Consider the following 16,960-nt stretch of genomic DNA (forward strand, 5'->3'; position numbering starts at 1 on the left):
GCTGCCTCAACTGGTCGTTTTCGACGCGTAGCGTGTGGAGTGCGTCTGCATGGATTTATTGACGCTTTTTTCGGCAAATCTGCTTCTGCTGCTGATTTTTGCCATATCCTTTCAGGCGATGTCGCTTCGCGTCACACCGAGCGTGCACTGGCGCAGCTGGGCCGCCGCGAACGGTATTCTTGTCCTCGCTCTTGTCTGCTTCGCCTTTGAAAACGTTCTTCCGAAGTTCTTTGCGTACATCCTGCCCAACACCCTGCTCCTGCTTGGGTTCGGCTTTCATCTTTATGCCGCCCGTGTTCTTGCAAAGCTGCCGAACAGGCTAAGCGACGCATTCGCGCCGGCCGCGGCCTATCTGATCGTGGGCCTGCTTGCCTTCGTGCTGTCGGACGCCACGCTCGCCTATGTCGGCGGCAATTTCATCTTCACTGTCCTGTGCATCGCCACGATCGTTGCCTACACGTCGAAAACCTTCCACGGGCTGATTTCCGTCATCGGGCTTGTGCTGGCGTTTTTCTTCCTCGCCGGTGTTGGCGGGCTGCGGGTATTCCACGGTCTCGTTGGCGACGGCCCGGCAGGACCCGGCATGATCAACGACACCATGCAGGGCCTGCATCTGATGAGCGCAATGCTTTTCGTCAGCCTGACCGGCGCGTTCTCGACTGCCCTCTCCTTTGAGCAGGTTGCCCAGCGGCACAGGGAAGCTGCAAGACGGGATCCCCTGACAGGTGCGTACAACCGACGCGAGTTTCAGGCCCGTCTGGAAGATCTGCTGCACGCGCCGCCGGAAAAGACGTTCGGCCTGCTCAACTTCGACCTGGACCACTTCAAGTTTGTGAATGACACGTTCGGACATCTGTCCGGCGACCAGGCACTGGTCAAGATCGTGGCGGCCGTCAAGGCACAGCTCAGGAAAGACGATTGTTTCGCCCGCCTTGGCGGTGAGGAGTTTGCCGTTCTGCTGCCCGACATCTCCCGGGAAAACGCGGCCAAGGTCGCCGACCGTCTCAGGCAGCTGATTTCCCGGATCGAGTTTGATTTCGCTCCGGAGAACTTCAGGATCACCGCGTCCACGGGCATCTATCACGGCAACGGCAACGAAATGGCGATGGAAGATCTGCTTCAGGCCGTGGACGACAGCCTCTACCGGTCAAAGAAGAACGGACGCAACTGCGTCACCTTCGCGAAAGACCTGCCCGCCGGGTGCTGACGTTTCCCTTTTCTCGGGCCGCTACGAATAGGCCTCGATCAGTCTGGTGACCTCCCTGTCCCGGGCGCTTTCGCTTTGCCCCCCCATCACCACGACGATCAGCTGCTTGCCACCGCGCCGCGCCGTTGCCACGAGGTTGTAGCCGGACATGCGGATATAGCCGGTCTTCAGACCATCAACGCCGGAGACCTTGCCCAGGAGATTGTTGGTCGCCTTGAAGGTCCTGCCGTTATAGGTGAACGACTTTGCCCGGTAATAGCTGGCGTATTGCGGAAAACGGCGCTTGAGCGCCAGCCCCAGCTTGGCCATGTCGCGGGCGGTGGTCACCTGGCCCGGGTCAGGAAGTCCCGTTGCGTTTACGAAGCGGGTCCGCGAGAGCCCGAGCGCGCGTGCCTGCTGGGTCATCTGGCGCGCGAAGGCCGCCTCGCTGCCGGCAAGGTTCTCGGCAACCGCCACACCGACATCGTTTGCGGATCTGACGGAAAGAGCGCGCGCGGCCTGTTGCACCGAGATGGTCGTACCGGCCTTCAACCCGATCTTTGCCGGTGGCTGCGAGGCCGCATTCTCGCTCACGGTCAATGGAGACGAGAGACTGTAGCGCCCCTCCGCAACCGCTTCGAAAAGGAGGTACAGTGTCATCATCTTGGTAAGCGAAGCCGGGAACCGCGCAGCATCGGCATCGACGGCATAGAGCTGCTCGCCCGTGGACGCATTCAGAACCAGTGCCGAAAAGCCGCGCTCCTGCGCGGTCGCCGGGGCATACCCCGTGGCCGGCAGCGACGCAGTTTGAACGGACGTGTCCGCAGACGGGGTGGCTGAAGATGCCGACGGCGAAGGCGCTTGCGCGGTCTGGCAGGCAGCAAGCATCAGAGCAAGGAGAACTGCGCCGACTTTTCTGGTCAGTTTATCCCTATGAAACATAAACGGTCTCACCCTTGCTCAGGCTCCGAATTCAGGCCTTCAGCCGGTACCCGGTTTTGAAAATCCAGTGAACGATCGCCAGCGAAACAAACAGGAACAGCATCGTCGCAACCAGCGACAACCACAGACTGACATCCGCCTGACCGTAAAAACTCCAGCGGAAACCCGATATCAGATAAACAACCGGATTGACCAGCGTGACTTTCTGCCAGATCTCCGGAAGCATGTTGATGGAATAGAAACTGCCGCCGAGAAACGCCAGGGGCGTCACGATCAGCAGCGGAACGAATTGCAATTTCTCGAAATTGTCCGCCCAAATGCCGATGATGAAACCGAGCAGGGCAAAGGTGACAGCCGTCAGGATGAAAAAGGTCGCCATCCAGATAGGGTGCTGGATTTGAATGTCGACAAAGAAATTCGCCGTTATCAGGATGATCAGACCGACAATAATGGACTTCGTGGCCGCTGCCCCGACATAGGCGATCGTGATTTCCAGGTAGGAAACCGGTGCGGACAGAACCTCGAATATCGTGCCGGTGAAGCGCGGAAAATATATGCCGAAGGAAGCGTTCGACAGGCTCTGTGTCATCAGGGAGAGCATGATCAGCCCCGGTACGATGAAGGCCCCGTAGCTGACCCCGTCAACTTCCGAGATGCGCGACCCGATCGCAGCACCGAAAACGACAAAATAAAGCACGGTGGAGATGACAGGCGAGATCACGCTTTGCATCAGCGTCCGTTTAGTGCGTGCCATTTCAGAGATGTAGATCGCTTGGACTGCGCCCAGGTTCATTCGCCCACCCTTTTGTTTTCCTGTCTGTGGCGTTTCCGCTGTTCAACGAAGTTCCATTCTCATTCTCGGCAGCGTCCTGCCGGGAATGGAGCCGGAAGGTGAACGGCCCGTTGTTTCAAACCCCATGCGCGCATAAAACGCTTCTGCAAACGGATCCGCATCCAGTTCGATATGCCTCAGCCCGATCTTCCTGGCCTGGAATTCAAGCGTCTGAAACAGCGCCCGTCCAACCCCTTTGCCCTTGTAGTCCGGTGCAACGAAACAGGTTTCAAGTTCACCGCCGGAATCCATATCCGAAGACAGCCGGATACATCCGACCAGCGACCCGTCAGCGGCCTCCGCGACCCAGAAATCGTCTTCCGATATCCAGCTGTCGCGTACCCGAAGTTCGTCTGTGCAGGCTTCCATGAAAGTGTCGTCGTAACCGTTGGACTGCTTGGATCTCATGCAAAGCTCTGTAAGAGCGTTCTTGTCGGCCTGGCGCGCGGGCCGAATGGCAAAATCTCTGGTCATGTCGGTTCAACCCTTCTTCAGCAAATCCACGAATATGTCTTCAAGCGACGACTGGTCCGTCTGCAGGTCCTGAAACCGGACACCGGCCTCTGCGAGATCCTTCAAAAGCGCAGTGATGCCGGTTCTTTCAGCGTGCGTGTCGTAGGTATAGATCAGCTTGCAGCCGGCATCGGCAAGCTGGAGATTGTGCCGCGCTAGACTTTCGGGCACCGCGTTCAGGGGCTCTGAGAGATTGAGGGTGAGGAGTTTGCGTCCGAGCTTGCGCATCAGTTCCGCCTTTTCCTCCACCAGGATGATCTCGCCCTTGTTGATGACACCCACCCTGTCCGCCATCTCCTCCGCCTCCTCGATATAGTGAGTCGTCAGAATGATGGTGACGCCTTTTTCCTTCAGCTCGGTCACGATACGCCACATGTCGTGACGCAATTCCACATCGACACCGGCAGTTGGCTCATCGAGAAAGAGAACCTTCGGCTCATGCGCCAGCGCCTTGGCAACGAGCAGCCGCCGTTTCATGCCGCCGGAGAGCGCCATGATGGGATTTTTCCGTTTGTCCCAGAGCGTGAGATCTTTCAGGATGCGTTCAACGAAGGCGCGATCGGGCGGCATGCCGAACAACCCGCGGCTGAAGGCAACCGTATCGCCGACAATCTCGAAAGGTGCCGTGGGCATTTCCTGCGGAACCAGGCCGATCAGGCTCCGCGCGGCGCGAAAATCGGCAATCGCATCATGTCCGCCGACAGTGATGCTCCCGGAGGTTGGGCGCACCAGACCGCAAATGGTGCTGATCAGGGTTGTCTTGCCCGCACCGTTGGGGCCAAGGAGCGCAAAAACCTCCCCTTCCCGGATGTCCAGCGACACGGATTTCAGAGCCTGGAAGCCGCCTTCGTAGGTCTTTTCCAGATCGCGGACAGTGAGAATGGGCGCCATGAAGACCTGAGCTGACATGATGATTGGAGTTTTGACCAGACGGCCAAATGTGCGGATATTGCAACATGTGGGCCGCAATCCTGCAAGATGCAAGGTTCCGTGGCTGGATCAGGAAGGGACCGGCCCAAAAAGTCAGCGGCGGTGATAGTCCAACTAGTAAAGCGTCTTGCGGTAACTCTCTTCCAGTTTCTGGTCCAACGCGTTCAGCTCATCCTCGCTCACGGGCGTTTCGTTTATCTGATCGTTGATGATTTTCATCAGCGAGGGCATGTCATCGCGATCCTGGAAGCATTCAGGGTCCCACAAACGCGACCGCCGGAAAGCTTTCGCACAGTGCATGAAGACGCTGGTGATCTTGACGACGATCGCAACCTTCGGACTGCGCCCGCTGATGCTCATGGCCTTCAGCAACTCGGGATCGACAACCAGGGTTGCCTGCCCGTTGACCCGCAACGTGTCATCGAACCCGGGAATGAGGAAGAGCAATCCGACGCTCGGGTTGGAAACGATGTTGACCAGACTGTCGAGGCGGTTGTTGCCCGGACGGTCGGGAACAGCAAGCGTCTCCTGGTCAATTATCCTGACGAAACCCGGCGGGTCACCGCGCGGGCTGACATCCGCCTTGCCGTTCGCATTCTGGGTTCCAAGACATAGAAAAGGCGCGCGTTCGATGAACTCCCGGGCATGCCTGTCGAGCTTCGTCAGGCATTTTTTCGCCGCCAGCTCGTGGGTCGGCGGGAACAGGTCTCTCAGCGCCGTCTCATCGCTGATCACGTATTCCGGTCTGGTCTCGAACCCCGTCATTTCCGCACCTCGTCAACTTCATCCAACTTGCAGACCCTGGGCAAGGCAAGCGGAACACAAGGTGTCGGCCTTCATTGCACGCCCCCCTGGCACCTTCCGATTGCCTCGCCTCCTTCGGGTCAATTGGTGATGAGCAATGTATAACGCATCTTTGAGGTACGCACCTCAAATTTGTTTCCGGTCCAAAAAACAGATGTTCTCGACCAGGGGCAAGCTTTTTAAGGCTGCCGACGTTTCAGAAAGGTGCTGGACAGATCGGGCGCGCGTTTCAGCGGCACTGTTTCTGCTCCGGAAACAGTGCGTCTTCCCGCACGAGGCTGGGTTTCCGGCGTATCCACGCTATCTTGGGACTGACACAGACCCACGAGAGGCCCGCTTGCAGCAGGCCCGCCCGAAGCAGGAACAAGAGCGATGTCCATTCGTCCGGTCACACATATCGGAGCCACACAGCCGACGCTTGAAGGTGCCGGCGTCAAACTCGAGCGCGTGTTCGGCTTCCAGGACCCTGAAATGCTGGACCCGTTCCTGCTTCTGGACGACTTCCGCAACGACCGGCCGGAAGACTACCTGGCCGGCTTTCCATGGCACCCCCACCGCGGTATCGAGACGATAACCTACGTCCTTGCAGGCACCGTGGAACACGGAGACAGCCTGGGCAACAAGGGAGACCTTGGTGCCGGAGACGTTCAGTGGATGACCGCCGGACGCGGCATCATGCACCAGGAAATGCCCAAGGGAGATGCTGAAGGCCGTATGCACGGCTTTCAACTCTGGGCGAACCTGCCCTCCTCGCTGAAAATGACGGAACCGCGCTACCAGGATGTGACCTCGGGTGAAATCCCGGTTGTGACAGAGGATGACGGCACCTCCGCGCGGATCATCTGCGGCGAATTCTGGGGCAAGCGCGGCCCGGTCGACGGCATCGCGGCTGAACCCCAGTATCTCGACATTCACGTGCCCGCCGGCCAGAAGAAACGCCTCAAGGTCGACACCTACAAACAGACTTTCGCTTATGTTTTCGAAGGGTCCGGCACATTCGAAGGTGCATCCGACCCGTTCGGTGTCCTGACCGAAAAGGAATTCGGCGGTGAGGAACTCAAGATACGGGACCAGACCGGTGACCGGACCCTCGTCATTTTCGGGACCGGTGACGAGATCGTCGTTCAGGCGGGCGACGAAGGCATCCGCTTTCTGCTGGTCTCGGGCGCGCCCATCAAAGAACCGGTCGCCTGGCATGGACCGATTGTCATGAACACGCGCGACGAACTCGTGCAGGCCGTGACGGAACTGCAGAACGGCACCTTTATCCGCTAGGTGACGGACCCATAAATGAGGCCGAAATGGTTTGAGGTGGCTTGCTTCTCATCAAGGCGCGGAAGCGCAGGAAATGTGCTTCATTTTCAAGCCTTTCGCAACGCGGAGGAGGCGCAAGCCGGTCAAATCCGAAGGACATGGAAATGGCTTCACCCCGTGGCGTCAGCGTGCTTGACCGGGCAGGAAGCCCGCTCCGCACACCCTTCCTGACGGGCTTTCGCCATTTCGCAGGCCATTTCTGTCTCATTTATGGGTCCATCACCTAGTATTCGCGCCGTTCGCATTCGCTGATCGACAGGGAGTGAATTGGCGGGAGATCCTGGATATCCCGCTCGATCTGTTTCATGCGAACGGCCAGGAACTTTCACGACATTGGTCTTCGGCACCTGCACTTCGCGTTCCCGGGCGCCGCACTGCCTTGCAACCTTCACAATCACTGGCTAGGGCTCTCCGGCACGATAAAGACCGGATGCCCATGCCTCTCAAACTCAGACCTGCCACGCTCGAAGACGCCCCCGCCCTCACCGACATCCTCCACCGCGCAAAGGCCTCATGGGGATATCCGGAGGACAAGATGACGGAGTTCATGGACGCCTGGGGCATAAGCGAAACAACGATCCGGTCGATTGAAATGACAGTCGCGGAGACGCAAGGGGTTCCGATTGGGTTCCTGGGCGTTGTGCCGGACGACAGGGAAACCCTTCTCGTCGACTTCCTGTTCGTCGACCCCGGCATGCACGGAAAGGGGATCGGCAGCCTTTTGGTGAAACGCGCCGAGGACGCTGCCAGGCAACTGCAACTCACACGCCTTCGTCTGGAGGCGGATGCCCATGCGGGCGACTTCTATGAGAAACACGGCTTTCAAACCTATGCCACCCGCCCAAGCGAGATGTCGCCGGGAAGGCATATTCCGCTCATGGAAAAACGGCTTCCGGCCTGCGTGCACGAACTCAAACGCATTGATCTCAGGGTCACGGACCGGCCCTGGCGCTTCGAAACGGAAAATGCGACCGAAATCGCCGCGCATTTCGAAGAGGCACAAAAGCGCATCGCGCTGTTGTGGAACGGCCGGACGCTGAAACTCACGCACTATGCCTTTCAGGACGGGATTTTCGAAGGCTCCTGTTCCGAAAGCTCCTACGCCGCTCACCTTGCCTGGCGGGATTGGGGAGCTCCGGATGCCACTGCCTTCAACCTGTTCGGGTCTGCCATCATCAGGAGCGGCGACGGTGCTCTGCTCTACGGTGTCATGGGACCTCATACGGCAACGGGCGGCATGATCTATCCGCCAGGCGGGAACCTCGATCTGAACGACGTCATGCCGGATGGCACGGTTGACGTGATCCGGGCAATTGACCGGGAGCTTGCCGAAGAGACGGGATTGTGCGGGGCCGCGATGAAGAAGGCCGCATTGCTTGCCACCTTCGATGGACCGCGCATTTCTATCGCCAGGGTGTTCGACTGCGACGACGAGGCCGCTGCGCTGCGCGAGGCCATTCTGGCGCATTCGGCTGCATCGGAAGAAAAGGAACTGTCCGATATCCGCATTATCCGCTCGCGTGACGATCTCCAAGACCCGGCAATCGTCCCCTTCGCTCGTGAAATTGCGCATTACCTGCTGCAGTGATCCGGTCGTTCAACGCCGGGGCAAGGTCACAGAACGCGGCCCCCGGTGGACAGTCAATGGTTTGTTCACCAAGAACAGGCTGTGGGGGCTGGCGGGACCCGGCCAGACATGCAAAAGTCCGCTCGACCCGATATGAGAGGGCAGGTAATTCTCCAGGGAGAACGGAATATGGGCCGCCGCTACGCGATCTTGGATGTCTTCACAAACACACTTCTGGCCGGAAATCCGCTTGCGGTGGTTTTGGACAGCGAAGATCTGAGCGATGAGCAGATGCAGAAGATCGCGGGAGAGTTCAATCTTTCCGAAACGGTTTTCGTGTTTCCGCCCGATAACCCTGGCCAGTCGGCAAGCATGCGGATTTTCACGCCCAAAATGGAGCTCCCCTTTGCAGGACACCCGACGATCGGCACTGCCATTCTCCTGGCAAAGGAACGATTTGGTGATGTCGACGGCGAACAGGATTCAGTCGTTGTTCTGAAGCAGAAGATAGGCGCCGTGCGCTGCGCTGTCATCCTGAAGCAGAATGCGGCCGGCTTCGCCGAATTCGATGTGCCCAGCCTGCCGGAACCGGCCGGGCCGACTCACAATGTCGAACTCATCGCGGCGGCACTGGATCTTGAACCGACCGATATCGGCTTTGAGAACCACGCTCCCTCCCGGTTTCAGGTCGGGCCCCCGTTCAATTTCGTGCCCGTGCGCGACCTTGATGCCCTGTCCAGGGCAAAGCCGGTCGCCGCGATGTGGAAAGCCGGCTTCGGCAAGGACAATCACAATCACGCTTATATCTACTGCCGTGAAACCCGGTCACACGACAGTGCTTTTCACGCCAGACTGTTTGCGCCCGACATGGGCGTTCCAGAAGATCCGGCCACTGGCTCGGCCGCGGCGGCCTTCGCGGGCGTCGTAAACTTTTATGACGGCCTGACCGAAGGCACCCATCACATTCGCATCGAACAGGGCTTCGAAATGGGCCGGCCCTCCCTGATCGATCTGGAAATCGATATCGAGCACGGCGGCATGCACGCGGTTCGCATCGGCGGTCAGGCGACGCTCGTTGCAAGGGGTGAACTGTTCGTCTGACGGATAGGTCAGTCCTGGTTTTCGCTGGCGGCAGTGCTGTCTTTGGTGGTCTCGGGCTGCAGCCGCGCGTTCAGGATACCGGGCAGCACCACGCCGGCGATGATGAGCGCGCCGCCGATCAGGATGTCCGGGGTCATTTCTTCACCGAGTGCCAGATAGGCAATCACGAAAGTGAAGACCACCGACAACACGGCGAGCAACGCCGCGGTCACCGTCGATACCGTCGCCATCGCCTCGTACCACAGATAATATCCGAATGCCGTGGACAGGACACCGAGCAAAACCAGCAGGAGCGCGTCCGTTGCGCTTGCCTCCAATGGATAAAGCAGCAGGCTGGGTGACAAGACAACAGCGCTTGGCAGAAGGATCTTCAACAGGACTTCCATCCGGTCCATGGTTGAGCGGGTCTGCTTGACCGCCTGCGCGCTTCCAACGATGAATATCGCCCAGGAAAATCCCGCACCCAACTCCCAGAAATCGCCAAGGAGGCTCTCTCCCGCTCCTGCGTCGAAATCGTGGCGCACGGTCAGGTAGACGCCGGCCAGCGCCAGGCATGTCGCCAGAACATCGAACCATCGCACCCGTTCGACACCGGCGACGACCAGGAACAGCAGCACGAAGAACGGTGCCGTGTTTTCCAGGACCATCGCGTTCGTGGCGCTGGTATGTTCAAGTCCGATGTGAAAGGTGATGTAGTTCAGCGTGAAACCGGTGCTGGCAAGCAGCGTATGGCGGTCCGGTTGAAACAGGCTGAGGCGCCTGCCGGAGAGTTTCAGCATCACGAAGATGACGCCACAGGCAATCCAGAGCCTGAAGACAGCGATCTGAAGCCCATGCAGATCGCCCGTCAGATACCTGACAATGACGGAATTCGCGCCCATCAGGAAAGCGGCAACAAATCCAAAGAACAGGGCGATTGCATAAGGTTTCGTCATCGACGCCCATCGTAGCGCCTTGGCTGCGGCGCGGCAACGTAGCCCGCCGGAGCTTGCGGCATCGCGACTTGCCGTTCCGGCTGGCGGCAACAGGCACCCTTGCCACCGCCAGTCCGATTGTCCTTGTGCGCAGGATCTACTCCGCGGCTTCGGCCGGTGCCTGTGGCGCGGTCTTTTCCCAGGCTGGCAAAGCCTCCATGCGTTGCAGCCACGCCAGCACTTTGGGAAACTCGAGCAGAGGCACCTGGGACTGCGGGTGCAAGGCCAGGGCCGAGTGACTGCCGACGGCAAAGTCGGCAACGGTCGGCGTGTCTCCCAGAATGAAGTCCCGATCAGCCAGATGATCTTCAAGAACAGCTGCGAAGCGGCGGAAATTCTCCTGACCGGACGCCACTTTTGCTTCATCGACCGGACCAAGGCCGAACACCTGTTTGGCGACGGTTTCCCAGACAATCTCGCCGAGCGCCCGGTTGAAATGCTGCACTTCCCAGGACATCCAGCGCAGCACCTCGATACGTGCCGCATTGTCCGACGGACAGAACGTATCGGCATTCTGCCGGTCCGACAGATAGATCATGATCGGATTGGCTTCCCAGAGCTTGAAATCGCCATCGACCAGAACAGGCACCTTCACATTCGGATTGATCGCCTTGAATTCATCGGTCTGATGCTCTCCGGCGAAGAGGTTGAAATTCCGGATTTCAGTTTCGCTGTCCAGTCCCAGATGGTGGATCGCGGCCAGAACGCGGCGGCAATTGGGAGACAGGTCGGTCAGATAGAGTTCCATGATTTCAGCTCCTGTGCATGCCGGTTTCAGGACTATCCCGTCCGGCCCCGTCGAGCGGCTCACCTGCACGGCGACTTTACTCAACCATTCAGTTGACTATAATGGAATTCGATGATAGTCAACCAAAAGGTTAACTTTATGACAGTGCAGCAAATGGCCCAACTGGACGCTACATTTTCAGCCTTGAGCGACGGGACGCGGCGCGCCATTGTCGCCCGCCTCGCAGATGGCGAGACCACGTTGTCGGATCTTGCCGCACCTTTCGACATGTCGCTGACGGCCGTGTCCAAACATCTCAGGGTCCTGTCCGATGCCGGCCTGGTCGACATCGAAAAACGGGGCCGCACCCGCCATTGCCGCTTGCGCGGTGCACCGATCAAGGAAGCCGTCGACTGGTTGAGCAAGTACGAATCCTTCTGGATCGACCGGTTCGACGCCCTGGCCCGTCACCTTGCCAAAGAGGAGAACGAGAAATGAGCGTTCAGGAAGTCGACAATCAGTTTCTCAAATCGGAACCGGGCCAGGAGCCCGTCATTGTGGAGGGCCTGTTCCGGGCAGCCCCCGCGCGCGTCTTCCGCGCCTTCACCGAACCCGAAGAGGTGCAGAGCTGGTTCGTGCCGAAATCGGGCGGCCTTGTCTCGGTCGATATCGACCTCAAGGTCGGCGGCAAGTGGTGCTTCGTCATTGAGAAAACACAGGAAAAGCAGATTCACTTCGAGGGCGAATACCTGGCCATCGATGCGCCGAAGAGGCTCGAATTCAGCTGGCGGCACGTTCAGCAATTCGCTGACGGTACGCGGGAGGCGACGGACACCTCTCAGGTGGCGATCACATTCACCGAGGCCGGCAAGGCGACCGAAGTGAAGCTTCGCCATGAAGCCATCAAGACCGAGGATGCCCGCCGCGGTGTCGGAGGCGGTTGGGACGGCTGCTTCAAGCGGCTTGCCGAAATCACGATCACCTAACAACAATTGCCTGGGAGAACGACATGACACGCCCGCAATTTGTCAGCCGCGAAGACTGGCTGGACGCCCGCAAGGCGCTGCTTGAAAAGGAAAAGGCCTTCACCCGGGAGCGCGACGCCCTGTCCGCGGCCCGCCGGGATCTGCCACTGGTTCTGGTGGAAAAAGACTATGTCTTCGATACGGTGAACGGAAAGAAGACCCTCGCCGAGCTTTTCGGACCGCACCCGCAGCTTGCCGTCTATCATTTCATGTTCGGCGAGACCTGGCAGGAAGGATGCCCGAGCTGTTCCTTCTGGGCAGACAATTACGATCGCCTCGACACACATCTGGCCGCTCGCGACACGAGACTGATCGCAGTCTCGAATGCACCGCTGGAAACACTGCAGGCCTACAAGAACCGCATGGGCTGGACCTTTGAATGGGTCTCGACCGCCGGGAACGGCTTCGGTGTCGATTTCGGCGTCACCTTCCCCGACAAGAAGGATCCAACCGGCAGGGGCTACAACTATAGCGGCAGCGATACCGTCTTTTCGGAGGAATTGCCCGGCGTCAGCACGTTCCTGAAGCTGGAGGACGGCCGTGTCGGCCACAGCTATTCCACCTACGGCCGGGGCCTCGACATCCTGAACATGGCCTACAATATCCTGGACCTGACGCCGATGGGCCGACAGGAAGACGATCTACCCTACCCCCAGGCGTGGGTACGGCGGCGTGACAGGTACGGCGTCGTCGACGCCTGACTGCGTTCCTGCCCCCTGCCTTTTCCCGCCAAAAGACAGCGCGCCGCGCTCAACCGCGGCCGCCTTTCCACGAACAGTCAGGCATGTTTCAACGCAGCTCGTTCCCAGCAGCAACGACACGGTTCAATATCGAGAGGTTGGCCTGACGGCAAAGGTCCCCTACGCTACCTGGTATGGTGAGGCCTTCGAGACCGCAAATCAGCCATTTTCATTCGTCGATGCGATCTGTTGTCCATTGGGAAACTCAGGGACAGTGGTTCTCGACCAGCTCAACCCGGAAACGGTCAACGTCAACTGCTTGAACTTCGTGGTATGAAAATTCTTCTTTTGTTTGCTCCGCTGCTGCTTCTGTCTTCAATCCAAGCCCATGCAGATGACATCAGCCACGATTTCCGGTGTCTGAAGGTTTACAACAGCTGGAACGATGTTGAGGCGATCATGAACCGCGAAGCGAAGGGCTTCTGTTTTCACTATGAATCAACCGGTCTGCCAAAGCAGCCCGGTGTTCATGTGTTCGATCTGAGCACCGGGACAGGTACGCTCTCGGTGGAATGTGAAATTGAAAACCTGAAGTACATCGAACCACGCCCCGGTCTCTGCGTTCACGTTATCGCGGGTGACGGATGGGGTGGCGTACGGGGCAACCACGTCCTCATGCTGAAGTCGTGCCGCATCGAAAGCGCCCACCCTTGCGATCAGTAGGCCTTTTGTACCCCTTTCCCACAGGACACTGCAGCGGCAGACCTTTTGCAAACTGACATGGCCGCCAGGCTGGAAGCCGGCATAAAGTCCCCGCCTGGTCACCAACCCCTTAAACGAACCCGATCGCCATCGGAGCGTCTGGCTTCAGACCGGCTTCCCTTTGCAACGCTGTTGCAATCTGCTGAACAGTGGGATTGTCGCAGAACCGCAGCTGTTTTCTCACAACAGCGAAGTCTCCCGGCGTCAGATTGCGCAATCGCGCCACGTCAGCGGGCAACTCTCCCCCAAAGAACTTCGCGAAGGCATGAGACAGACCCACCTGGTCCAAAGGTTTCAATTCCAGCTTGAAATCGAACCGTCTCAGCGTCGCCGGATCCAGTTTTGACGCAAAGTTGGTTGCCGCCAGAACAGGCTGGTCGTGACGATCGAGCCAGGACAGCAACTCGTTGACCTGACCGGCTTCCCAGTTTCTCTGCGCCGTGCTGCGGTCGAACATCAGGCTGTCCGCCTCGTCAAAAAACAGCACACCCTGCTCCTGCCGGGCCTCGTTGAAGGCTTCGGCAATGTTGCGTTCTGTACCGCCAACCCACTTGGACAGGAGATCTGATGCACGTTTGGTCAGAAGCGGTTTGTCGAGGCGGCGCGCAAAATGATGTGCGAACGCCGTCTTGCCGGTTCCCGGAGGCCCGCTGAGCAACAGCGACACATCGCTGTGTCCTCCTTGGGCGACATTCTCCAGAACAGTGCTCAAACGAGGCTCGGTGTTGTAAAGATCCAGATCGATTTCCAACGCTGTCTGATCCGGCAGTTCTCCGCCCCGCAGCGTTTTGACAAGCACGGCCGCCGCCTGTTCCACATGGTCGCCGTGAGCCGCGATCCTCGACGCCCTTGCGGCATTGCGCAAGACGGTCGTGGTTTCAGATGCCGCATCGACAAGCGTTGATAGCTCTTTGGAAAAACGGACCTTTTCAGTATTGCAGATAGTCTCTGCAATGCGCTGCCGTGCCTTGCGGGAAGGATAATCCAGTTCCAGAACGTAGCTCATCCTGCGAATGATCGCGTCATCCATGTTGCCGATTGCATTGGTTGTCCAGATGACCGGCACAAGATTGTTTTCAAGCATGCGATTGACGAAGACCTTGCTGCCGTCCCGGCGTGTCATCCAGTCTCCTGCGCTGCGCTGGCTGTTGCCAATGAAGTCCTCCATTTCGTCAAACAGGATGACGGCTTCCCTCTTGTCGCCAAGAACACGCTGCGCAAGCATCAGCGCGCTGACGCGATCCTGGCGCGTCGGCTCGTCTCCGTCTTCGTCAACCTCCCCGACGGCATGAAGACGCAACCCGGCTTCGCGGCAAAGGACGCGCGCCAGTTCCGTTTTTCCAGTCCCGGGCGGTCCGTAGACCAGAATATTGACACCAATAGCCTGCTCCCTGACCGCACCGGCCAGCAGGTGCACAAGGAAACGCGCATCCTTGACTTCAGCGAAATCCGGTAAGGACATACCTGTCTCATGACGAGGGCCGATCAGAGCGTCGACAAATTCCTGCCCCTGGCTCGGAGCGCGGTCGAGCAGCGTCTCAAGCGTCCATTTGATATCCACGGCCACCGTACCGCCGCGATAGGCTCGAAACCCGATCAGACCCAGACGAAACACCGGACTGCGCCTGACAAAGCGCAAGGCATCGTGGGCCGAAACACCGCACAACTCGGCAAGGAGGACCGGCAGGTCGATCCCCCGGCCGGTCGCAACCTCCGTAAGCCGTTGCAGTTTCGGCAACCGGTCGCAACCGATGAGCAACGCCAGCAGGGTGCTGTTGGCGATGTCCAGGCCAAGCAATTCTGCGAGCGTGTCCGCGATCTCCATGACATATGGTTCGGGTGATTCAGGCAGCCGCCAGCGCTCAAGCGCCAGCTTCAGGCTGTCCCAGTCGGTCGCATCCTTTTTGCGAATGCCCAGGTCAAGCCAGGCAAGATTGTCAAGCGCCCAGTCCTTCAGCGCCTTCGCCAAAGGAGCATCGTCGGAAAGCCCGCGGCTCAGGTGGAGCAGCATGGCCTTCACCAGCTGATATTCGTTCATGAGTGTCCCATGTCCCGATCCGGGCCGGCACAAAGCAGTTCCGCCACGTGCAAGAGCCCGTTTACGTCTTCAGTTTTCGAAGGGTTGCGCGGTCGTCGTGGATCCTGCCTCGACCGCGGCACATGGGATGTGCTTAGGGCTGAGGCTGGAGTGCGACGAAACACAGACCCGGTAGGGTGTCTTTGTCCAGCAATGGATCTCTCCTTGTTGCGCCGGTTTGCGGCGCGGAATGCGCGTGTTTAAGTCTGCCATCGCCCGATTGCAACCGGGATTTGCAAAATATGATGTAAAGAGGATGCACTGTTGCAGAAGGACAACAACGCCTCAGACGGGTTTTGATTGGAAGAACAGCGGAAAACTGGAACCCGGTTGCTGAGCGCTGGCGATCACCTGAATTGAATTCGCGTTCACGTCTTGTAATGCGCGTGAAAAGCTTCAGCGCCCATTAAGCTTCCCCGGCCACCTTCGCACGATCCAATGGTATGGAATGGATAAAAGGAGAAGGTCATGGATGTTGGACCAGCAGGTGCAGTACCGGCCAGCACACAGGCATTGAAATCGGAAGCTTACACGTCAAACCCGACCGCACCGGGTCAGACCGAAACACCAGAAAGCGAGGCGTCCGCGGCCTCCAGCACCCCGGCGGCACCAGCCCCGGGTCTTGGCCAGACGGTCGACATTCAGGCATAGCCTCGCAAGAGGAGACCGAACCCGGTTCCCGCAATTCAGAAGGGAACATCGCAGTTCGACAAAAACAGAAAAGCCCGCCAAACCGGCGGGCTTTTTTCTTGAGCTGAACGCAGGGTTAGACCAGACGCTCAGATCCGCCTGAGGACCCTAGCGCGAACCGCGCAGGTACTTGTTGGCATCGCGGAACGAGCGATAAAGCTTCGATGGGAGCCAGCTGAGACGCGACCGATTGTAGGTCAGGCCATCGCGGACAAGCAGGCAGTGTGCTGTGTGTAAATTCATTATTTTCCTCCTTGCACTCAACAATAGTGCACATAGTGCACCTTAGCAAGAGTTTCAATATTTGACGGTTAACGAAATTCATTAAATTTTTTCAATGAGTCAGCAGAGCAATTCGTTGATTGCCGCCCAACTACGGACCAAGAGCGCGATCAGGCTGCCCATGTTGTTTTCGCAATGAGACACCTTTTCCGGCTCCCTTGTCCGCGCACGTTTCCTGCTTCAGCCGGCAGCGAATGGCCAACACTTTCATGTCCTGAAAGCCTTTCAATGAAAGCTCGTCCGGTTCCGCCCCGCCACCAGAACGCAGAACCCCCGCGTGTCCGTCTTGGGCGTCGCGGTTTCGCGCGGAAGAGCAAAATCGCGACGCCTTGAAAAACCGGTCTAGGTGATGGACCCATAAATGAGATTGAAATGGCATGCGAAATGGCGAAATCCCGTCAGGAAGAGTGTGCGGAGCGGGCTTCCTGCCCGGTCAAGCACGCTGACGCCACGGGGTGAAGCCATTTCCATGTCCTTCGGATTTGACCGGCTTGCTCCTCCTCCGCGTTGCGAAAGGCTTGAAAATGAACCACATTTCCTGCGCTTCCGCTCCC

The 16,960-nt window shown here is 58.5% G+C and carries 20 protein-coding genes; 10 read left to right on the forward strand and 10 right to left on the reverse strand.

Going from position 1 to position 16,960, the window contains the following annotated elements; all coding sequences use genetic code 11:
- Window positions 1–49: 49 nt before the first annotated feature.
- Window positions 50–1,207: a GGDEF domain-containing protein gene (locus tag RBB49_RS11400; RefSeq protein WP_306142910.1), complete on the forward strand. Its 1,158-nt coding sequence runs from the start codon at window positions 50–52 to the stop codon at window positions 1,205–1,207.
- Between the two features lie 21 nt (window positions 1,208–1,228).
- Here RBB49_RS11400 and RBB49_RS11405 read toward each other — a convergent pair whose 3' ends face one another.
- The 5 genes from RBB49_RS11405 to RBB49_RS11425 all read right to left on the reverse strand — a co-directional run bounded on the left by RBB49_RS11405 (window position 1,229) and on the right by RBB49_RS11425 (window position 5,168).
- Window positions 1,229–2,128 (reverse strand): D-alanyl-D-alanine carboxypeptidase family protein, encoded by a 900-nt coding sequence (locus RBB49_RS11405; protein ID WP_306142911.1) that lies wholly within the window; start codon window positions 2,126–2,128, stop codon window positions 1,229–1,231.
- A gap of 31 nt (window positions 2,129–2,159) precedes the next feature.
- Entirely contained in the window at window positions 2,160–2,921 is a 762-nt protein-coding gene (locus RBB49_RS11410) for an ABC transporter permease (RefSeq protein ID WP_306142912.1), read from the reverse strand.
- 42 nt (window positions 2,922–2,963) lie between these two features.
- On the reverse strand, window positions 2,964–3,434 hold the full coding sequence (locus tag RBB49_RS11415) for a GNAT family N-acetyltransferase (RefSeq protein WP_306142913.1): 471 nt from the start codon (window positions 3,432–3,434) through the stop codon (window positions 2,964–2,966).
- 6 nt (window positions 3,435–3,440) lie between these two features.
- Window positions 3,441–4,364 (reverse strand): ABC transporter ATP-binding protein, encoded by a 924-nt coding sequence (locus tag RBB49_RS11420; protein WP_306143110.1) that lies wholly within the window; start codon window positions 4,362–4,364, stop codon window positions 3,441–3,443.
- A gap of 153 nt (window positions 4,365–4,517) precedes the next feature.
- Complete coding sequence (locus RBB49_RS11425) at window positions 4,518–5,168, reverse strand: pyridoxamine 5'-phosphate oxidase family protein (protein ID WP_306142914.1); 651 nt, start codon at window positions 5,166–5,168, stop codon at window positions 4,518–4,520.
- A gap of 411 nt (window positions 5,169–5,579) precedes the next feature.
- Here RBB49_RS11425 and RBB49_RS11430 point away from each other — a divergent pair, with 411 nt between their 5' ends.
- The 4 genes from RBB49_RS11430 to RBB49_RS11445 all read left to right on the forward strand — a co-directional run bounded on the left by RBB49_RS11430 (window position 5,580) and on the right by RBB49_RS11445 (window position 9,189).
- Window positions 5,580–6,482 (forward strand): pirin family protein, encoded by a 903-nt coding sequence (locus RBB49_RS11430; RefSeq protein WP_306142915.1) that lies wholly within the window; start codon window positions 5,580–5,582, stop codon window positions 6,480–6,482.
- Between the two features lie 143 nt (window positions 6,483–6,625).
- Complete coding sequence (locus RBB49_RS11435) at window positions 6,626–6,748, forward strand: hypothetical protein (protein WP_306142916.1); 123 nt, start codon at window positions 6,626–6,628, stop codon at window positions 6,746–6,748.
- Window positions 6,749–6,957: 209 nt separating this feature from the next.
- A complete protein-coding gene (locus tag RBB49_RS11440; protein WP_306142917.1) occupies window positions 6,958–8,109 on the forward strand; it encodes a GNAT family N-acetyltransferase in 1,152 nt (383 codons plus the stop codon).
- A 168-nt stretch (window positions 8,110–8,277) separates the two neighbouring features.
- Window positions 8,278–9,189 carry a PhzF family phenazine biosynthesis protein gene (locus RBB49_RS11445; RefSeq protein ID WP_306142918.1) on the forward strand — a complete coding sequence of 304 codons (912 nt, stop codon included), beginning with the start codon at window positions 8,278–8,280 and terminating at the stop codon, window positions 9,187–9,189.
- An 8-nt stretch (window positions 9,190–9,197) separates the two neighbouring features.
- Here the strand turns inward: RBB49_RS11445 and RBB49_RS11450 are convergent, their stop codons facing one another.
- Both RBB49_RS11450 and RBB49_RS11455 read right to left on the reverse strand, forming a co-directional pair.
- Window positions 9,198–10,124, reverse strand: coding sequence for a DMT family transporter (locus tag RBB49_RS11450; protein WP_306142919.1), 927 nt, complete (start codon window positions 10,122–10,124; stop codon window positions 9,198–9,200).
- 136 nt (window positions 10,125–10,260) lie between these two features.
- A complete protein-coding gene (locus RBB49_RS11455) occupies window positions 10,261–10,911 on the reverse strand; it encodes a glutathione S-transferase family protein (protein ID WP_306142920.1) in 651 nt (216 codons plus the stop codon).
- A 153-nt stretch (window positions 10,912–11,064) separates the two neighbouring features.
- On the opposite strand from RBB49_RS11455, the gene RBB49_RS11460 reads away from it, so the two are divergent.
- From RBB49_RS11460 to RBB49_RS11475, 4 genes are all read left to right on the forward strand, one after another.
- Window positions 11,065–11,388: a helix-turn-helix transcriptional regulator gene (locus tag RBB49_RS11460; protein ID WP_306143111.1), complete on the forward strand. Its 324-nt coding sequence runs from the start codon at window positions 11,065–11,067 to the stop codon at window positions 11,386–11,388.
- A complete protein-coding gene (locus RBB49_RS11465) occupies window positions 11,385–11,876 on the forward strand; it encodes an SRPBCC domain-containing protein (RefSeq protein WP_306142921.1) in 492 nt (163 codons plus the stop codon). Before RBB49_RS11460 ends, RBB49_RS11465 begins: the two co-directional genes overlap by 4 nt.
- Before the next feature lie 23 nt (window positions 11,877–11,899).
- Complete coding sequence (locus RBB49_RS11470) at window positions 11,900–12,616, forward strand: DUF899 domain-containing protein (RefSeq protein WP_306142922.1); 717 nt, start codon at window positions 11,900–11,902, stop codon at window positions 12,614–12,616.
- 312 nt (window positions 12,617–12,928) lie between these two features.
- A complete protein-coding gene (locus RBB49_RS11475; RefSeq protein ID WP_306142923.1) occupies window positions 12,929–13,318 on the forward strand; it encodes a hypothetical protein in 390 nt (129 codons plus the stop codon).
- A 109-nt stretch (window positions 13,319–13,427) separates the two neighbouring features.
- Here the strand turns inward: RBB49_RS11475 and RBB49_RS11480 are convergent, their stop codons facing one another.
- Complete coding sequence (locus RBB49_RS11480) at window positions 13,428–15,395, reverse strand: AAA family ATPase (protein WP_306142924.1); 1,968 nt, start codon at window positions 15,393–15,395, stop codon at window positions 13,428–13,430.
- Between the two features lie 507 nt (window positions 15,396–15,902).
- Here RBB49_RS11480 and RBB49_RS11485 point away from each other — a divergent pair.
- A complete protein-coding gene (locus RBB49_RS11485; protein ID WP_306142925.1) occupies window positions 15,903–16,085 on the forward strand; it encodes a hypothetical protein in 183 nt (60 codons plus the stop codon).
- Window positions 16,086–16,232: 147 nt separating this feature from the next.
- On the opposite strand, the gene RBB49_RS11490 is transcribed toward RBB49_RS11485, so the two are convergent.
- The gene (locus tag RBB49_RS11490; RefSeq protein ID WP_306142926.1) at window positions 16,233–16,367 is read right to left on the reverse strand and encodes a hypothetical protein; all 135 of its coding nucleotides are present in this window, start codon (window positions 16,365–16,367) and stop codon (window positions 16,233–16,235) included.
- A gap of 381 nt (window positions 16,368–16,748) precedes the next feature.
- On the reverse strand, window positions 16,749–16,871 hold the full coding sequence (locus RBB49_RS11495; protein WP_306142927.1) for a hypothetical protein: 123 nt from the start codon (window positions 16,869–16,871) through the stop codon (window positions 16,749–16,751).
- Window positions 16,872–16,960 lie beyond the last annotated feature (89 nt).

This window comes from Roseibium sp. MMSF_3412 (assembly GCF_030733265.1).
Taxonomy (GTDB): Bacteria; Pseudomonadota; Alphaproteobacteria; order Rhizobiales; family Stappiaceae; genus Roseibium.